The following is a 5,000-nucleotide window of genomic DNA, read 5'->3' as shown; positions in this document are numbered from 1 at the left end:
CGACTTCATGTAGGCGAGTTGCAGCCTACAATCCGAACTGAGACGTACTTTAAGAGATTAGCTCACCCTCGCGGGTTGGCAACTCGTTGTATACGCCATTGTAGCACGTGTGTAGCCCAGGTCATAAGGGGCATGATGATTTGACGTCATCCCCACCTTCCTCCGGTTTGTCACCGGCAGTCTCACTAGAGTGCCCAACTGAATGCTGGCAACTAGTAATAAGGGTTGCGCTCGTTGCGGGACTTAACCCAACATCTCACGACACGAGCTGACGACAACCATGCACCACCTGTCACCTTGTCCCCGAAGGGAACGCTCCATCTCTGGAGTTGTCAAGGGATGTCAAGACCTGGTAAGGTTCTTCGCGTTGCTTCGAATTAAACCACATGCTCCACCGCTTGTGCGGGTCCCCGTCAATTCCTTTGAGTTTCAACCTTGCGGTCGTACTCCCCAGGCGGAGTGCTTAATGCGTTAGCTGCGGCACTTAAGGGCGGAAACCCTCAAACACCTAGCACTCATCGTTTACGGTGTGGACTACCAGGGTATCTAATCCTGTTTGCTACCCACACTTTCGAGCCTCAACGTCAGTTACAGTCCAGAAAGCCGCCTTCGCCACTGGTGTTCTTCCATATATCTACGCATTTCACCGCTACACATGGAGTTCCACTTTCCTCTACTGCACTCAAGTCATCCAGTTTCCAAAGCAATTCCTCAGTTGAGCTGAGGGCTTTCACTTCAGACTTAAATAACCGTCTGCGCTCGCTTTACGCCCAATAAATCCGGATAACGCTTGGAACATACGTATTACCGCGGCTGCTGGCACGTATTTAGCCGTTCCTTTCTGGTAAGATACCGTCACACATTGAACAGTTACTCTCAATGTCATTCTTCTCTTACAACAGTGTTTTACGAGCCGAAACCCTTCATCACACACGCGGCGTTGCTCCATCAGGCTTTCGCCCATTGTGGAAGATTCCCTACTGCTGCCTCCCGTAGGAGTATGGGCCGTGTCTCAGTCCCATTGTGGCCGATCAGTCTCTCAACTCGGCTATGCATCATCGCCTTGGTAAGCCATTACCTTACCAACTAGCTAATGCACCGCGGGACCATCTCTTAGTGATAGCAGAACCATCTTTTAAATAACAACCATGCGGTTGTCATTGTTATACGGTATTAGCATCTGTTTCCAAATGTTATCCCCTGCTAAGAGGTAGGTTTCCCACGTGTTACTCACCCGTTCGCCACTCTTTGCAATGTCCATCGTCATATCTGAGCAAGCTCTTCAAATCAGTTGAACCACAAAGCGTTCGACTTGCATGTATTAGGCACGCCGCCAGCGTTCATCCTGAGCCAGGATCAAACTCTCAATTTGAAGTTTGAGTATAACTCAATTTTTGTTGTTTAACAGAAGTTAAACGAATTTACTAGCGAATTGACTTCGCAAATGTTTTTGCATCAAGCTTAGCTTGATGACCCTACACATTTGTTTCATCGAAACGATATTCAGTTTTCAATGACCTACGTCGTCGCCTTGACGACTTAATCTATATTACAGAAGAAAGAATGAAATGTCAACAACTAATTCCAATCAATTTTCATACGTCGTTCATAGATAATTCATATCCCTGAGACGACTTAATATATAATACAGAACGTTTTACTAAATGTCAACAACTTTGTTGAACATCTTTTTGGCGTTGCTTTCTTCAAAAGACAACTTGAACATATTACCCCTTTTATTAAATCAGTGCAATAGCTAAAACAGGATTTATATCCTTCCAAATGTTTCACCAACGTACCAGATATATCTACCATTAACCGGACGCATTACACATTTTATCGATTAGGTATCTAACCTTTATATGTAAGGCTTAATTATACGTTCAATAATGTATACACTTATCAATTTCCAAAGCGGTATCCTAACGGTAACTGCTTGGTGTTTGGTGAATAGCCTGCCAACTTCAAGCATAGTTTGTCATTTTAAGGAGCAACAACATGAGTAATACCTTACTTATTGAAAACTTATCCGTGCAGCATCGCCGGCAACAAATACTACGTGACGTCTCGCTCACTATTCCATCCGGTAGCATCTTTGGCCTATTGGGTGACAACGGTGCTGGTAAGACAACCTTATTGAAAACGATTCTCGGCCTTAATAAGCATTTCTCAGGATCAATGACTTATAACAATCAACCATTACCGCGTGATCAAGCGAAGGACTTTGGCGCCCTCATCGAACTACCTGCTATTTACCCGAACTTGACCGCACACGAAAATTTACAAATCATGGTTCTCTTATACCATCTACCAGCAGAGTCGATTAACAAGACGCTTAAGACGGTTGGTCTAGCTGACGTCAGCAACAAGTTAAGGGTGAAGAACTTCTCATTGGGCATGAAGCAACGGTTAGGTATCGCCATGGCTATTATCCATAACCCACAGTTTCTAATTTTGGATGAGCCAACTAATGGATTGGACATGGCCGGCGTTGATGACTTCAAGTCTATTGTGCATACCCTAGCTGCTGACGGTATGACCATTATGATAACCACGCATCAAATTACTGAATTGGCGACCGTATTCGATGCTTTCGCTATTTTGAAACATGGTGAAATAAAGTACGCTTCGACCAGTGGCAACTATACTCCTGAAGAACTCACGACTATTTATCGTGATCATAACAACTAAAGGAGGCGCCAAAACATCATGAACCGTTATCTATCGATGGAATATTTAAAGCTACGCCACAGTCATATTAGCTGGGTGGTCGTCGCTACCAATATCATCGCCAACGTTTTTACAAGCATTTGGTTACTGCCTACGTCTCTACCAAACAACATCCGTCTGGCAACTTTTCAAAATAACTTTACAACCATATGGCTATATACCGGCCTCACTGTATTGGCGTTCGAAAAAGCTAGACAAGAACAGGTCGCGGGTAATTTCTTTAATGTCCGTCAGTCAGTTATTGATATGCCAACCTACTATCATGCCCTAGTATTAAATCTGTACTGGTTATTCTTTAAAGGTTTGGTTCTTTACGAAGTTTTATCCCTTACATTTATAGCATTCACATCTGGCATATCCGATCTCAACCTCTACCAGGGAATAGTACTACCAATGTTATTTATAGCACTATTCGCATCATGGTTATTACCAGTAATCTATCTGTTAATCATCAACCTGCCTAATTTTATTACTGTTTTGGCAGTGTTATCTCTACTAATATCAGGCGTAGGTACACTACCTACCCCATGGTCCGTCGCAACTTATAACATTGCGCATTTGGCTGGCGTTAATCCAAACGGCCTGGCTATAGATCATTACAGCAATAGCCTTATTGGACCAGCAATCATCACAACGTTTGTCATGGTTGCGCTACTGGAAGGCATCCTGTACTTACATACAAGGAGACAAAACCATGCCAAGTAAAATTCTAGCCGTTGAATTTATCAAACATCGAAAAAGATTACTACCAGCGGTGCTACTCAGTTATCTCGTGGTAACTTTTGTACTCGCCCTTTACTTACCACGCCTACAACAACCTGGTCAGTTTGTCGTCCTAGTCAAACTGTTCATAGGGTTATTCAGTCCATTATTACTGAGCATCTCAATTATTCAAACCGTACAGTGTGACCGGTCAGCAGGAAACTTTATGATTACAACTCATCTGAAAAATGCCTACTTTACATGGGGCGAGATGCAAATTCTGACGCATTGGATGCTTCATGGCGTACTTGCGCTTATTAGTTATGGCGTCCTAGTTCATATGACGCATGTATCCATAAGTTGGCTACCATTACTGCTAATGCTCAACTTGTTGATGGTAGGGCAAATCACTTATATACTGTCGCGGAATTTTAATGCGCCAATTGCCTATCTAATCATGACAGGCGCTGCTGTGATTGCCCTAATAGCAGAAACAGCATTGTTTGATCATACGATGTTTTTTATTCCCACGACCTGGTTAATCAGATTTAGCTATATGGCCGCCATTGGTTTCGACCAACGGGCACTTCTAATTGTTAGTCTGAAACTCTTCATCTCGGCGAACATCGCACTCGTGTTAGGAAACTATCTCATTTCAAAAATTAAGCCGTTTGCTTAAAATCGCGGTATAGTGAGTCTGTACAGATTTAAGGAGGGGAAATATGAAAAAAGGTTGGAAAATAACCATTGGCATACTTTTAATACTAGGTATCGCTATTTTTGGTGGTATTCAGCTGGAGCGACACTTCGTCGAGCAGCGCGTCACCGACATACTGCCCATTAAGGATGGCACACTGGCCGCAGGTGCAAAACTTAAAAACGTCGAACTGGCGCCTATGACACCAGATGATGTCGCCCTTCAGTTGAACAACGAAGCTTTTAACTTGAAGCAGAGCTCAAGAGGACTATTTTCAGATACAAACGCTGTCGCAAAAAACGACTCAGTGACATTGACGGTCACTTCTGATAAGCTCTCGCCAGCAATGATTAACATGGCGCTTACTACTAACGGTGATCAAGTTGACCAATTAGCCCAGAAAGTCCTTCGATCAATTACTGAAGCTGGTACTAAAAACCCTAGATTAACTATTAAAGTTGTTGATTCTAACAATAAGGCATTGAAAACATTAACTTATCCAAACTAGTTAAAAAGGTCCCGCATCGATATGTGATGCGGGACCTTTTCTGAATTACGATTCTTCTTTATTTATCACATCAGCTGTTTGTCTAAAACCTTCGACATTTTCAGTCTGCTTTATATCAGATAGTGTACGCAAAATTGCCATCACTGTGTCGTCTTTCGTCCAAGTTTCAGGGACCAGATATTCATTCAGCTCATCGATTGTGTCATGTGGCCGATACCATGCATCTAGTTCTTCGTCGCCAAACTCTTTGCTTTGCATTCTACTGGCATGTCTAACCTTAGTCGTTGCCAATGAGGCATTCAAATACCACGCTGCGCCACGATACTTCTCAAACAATTCTGCCAGCCAATCACCATAAGTATC

At 43.1% G+C, this 5,000-nt stretch carries 5 protein-coding genes and 1 rRNA gene (2 of these 6 only partly in view); 4 read left to right on the top strand and 2 right to left on the bottom strand.

Translation table 11 applies throughout. The features are described 5' to 3' along the window. Positions 1–1,372 (bottom strand): 16S ribosomal RNA (locus ACAW68_01740) (it extends 205 nt beyond the left edge of the window). Between the two features lie 626 nt (positions 1,373–1,998). Here ACAW68_01740 and ACAW68_01735 point away from each other — a divergent pair. From ACAW68_01735 to ACAW68_01720, 4 genes are read left to right on the top strand one after another with little or no spacing between them, the layout of a single operon-like run. Continuing rightward, a complete protein-coding gene (locus ACAW68_01735) occupies positions 1,999–2,691 on the top strand; it encodes an ABC transporter ATP-binding protein (GenBank protein XGA16320.1) in 693 nt (230 codons plus the stop codon). 18 nt (positions 2,692–2,709) lie between these two features. After that, positions 2,710–3,435 (top strand): hypothetical protein, encoded by a 726-nt coding sequence (locus ACAW68_01730; protein XGA16319.1) that lies wholly within the window; start codon positions 2,710–2,712, stop codon positions 3,433–3,435. Beyond that, on the top strand, positions 3,425–4,111 hold the full coding sequence (locus tag ACAW68_01725; GenBank protein XGA16318.1) for a hypothetical protein: 687 nt from the start codon (positions 3,425–3,427) through the stop codon (positions 4,109–4,111). The genes ACAW68_01730 and ACAW68_01725 overlap by 11 nt, the downstream gene beginning before the upstream one ends. 43 nt (positions 4,112–4,154) lie before the next feature. Further along, the gene (locus ACAW68_01720) at positions 4,155–4,637 is read left to right on the top strand and encodes a hypothetical protein (GenBank protein XGA16317.1); all 483 of its coding nucleotides are present in this window, start codon (positions 4,155–4,157) and stop codon (positions 4,635–4,637) included. Between the two features lie 45 nt (positions 4,638–4,682). Here the strand turns inward: ACAW68_01720 and ACAW68_01715 are convergent, their stop codons facing one another. Next, on the bottom strand, positions 4,683–5,000 hold the 3' portion of the coding sequence (locus ACAW68_01715; GenBank protein XGA16316.1) for an AAA family ATPase. It continues 237 nt past the right edge of the window; only the last 318 of its 555 coding nucleotides appear in the window; the start codon falls outside the window, past its right edge — the gene reads right to left on this strand; its stop codon occupies positions 4,683–4,685.

Origin of the sequence: Weissella confusa, from assembly GCA_041871065.1 — a bacterium.
GTDB classification, from domain to species: domain Bacteria; phylum Bacillota; class Bacilli; order Lactobacillales; family Lactobacillaceae; genus Weissella; species Weissella confusa_A.
This window is presented reverse-complemented; position numbering and strand designations above follow the sequence as displayed.

What these genes read in the sequence shown, in the direction of transcription:
- ACAW68_01735 (XGA16320.1), top strand. Translation starts at nt 1,999, where the DNA reads ATGAGTAATACCTTACTTATTGAAAACTTATCCGTGCAGCATCGCCGG.
- ACAW68_01730 (XGA16319.1), top strand. Translation starts at nt 2,710, where the DNA reads ATGAACCGTTATCTATCGATGGAATATTTAAAGCTACGCCACAGTCAT.
- ACAW68_01725 (XGA16318.1), top strand. Translation starts at nt 3,425, where the DNA reads ATGCCAAGTAAAATTCTAGCCGTTGAATTTATCAAACATCGAAAAAGA.
- ACAW68_01720 (XGA16317.1), top strand. Translation starts at nt 4,155, where the DNA reads ATGAAAAAAGGTTGGAAAATAACCATTGGCATACTTTTAATACTAGGT.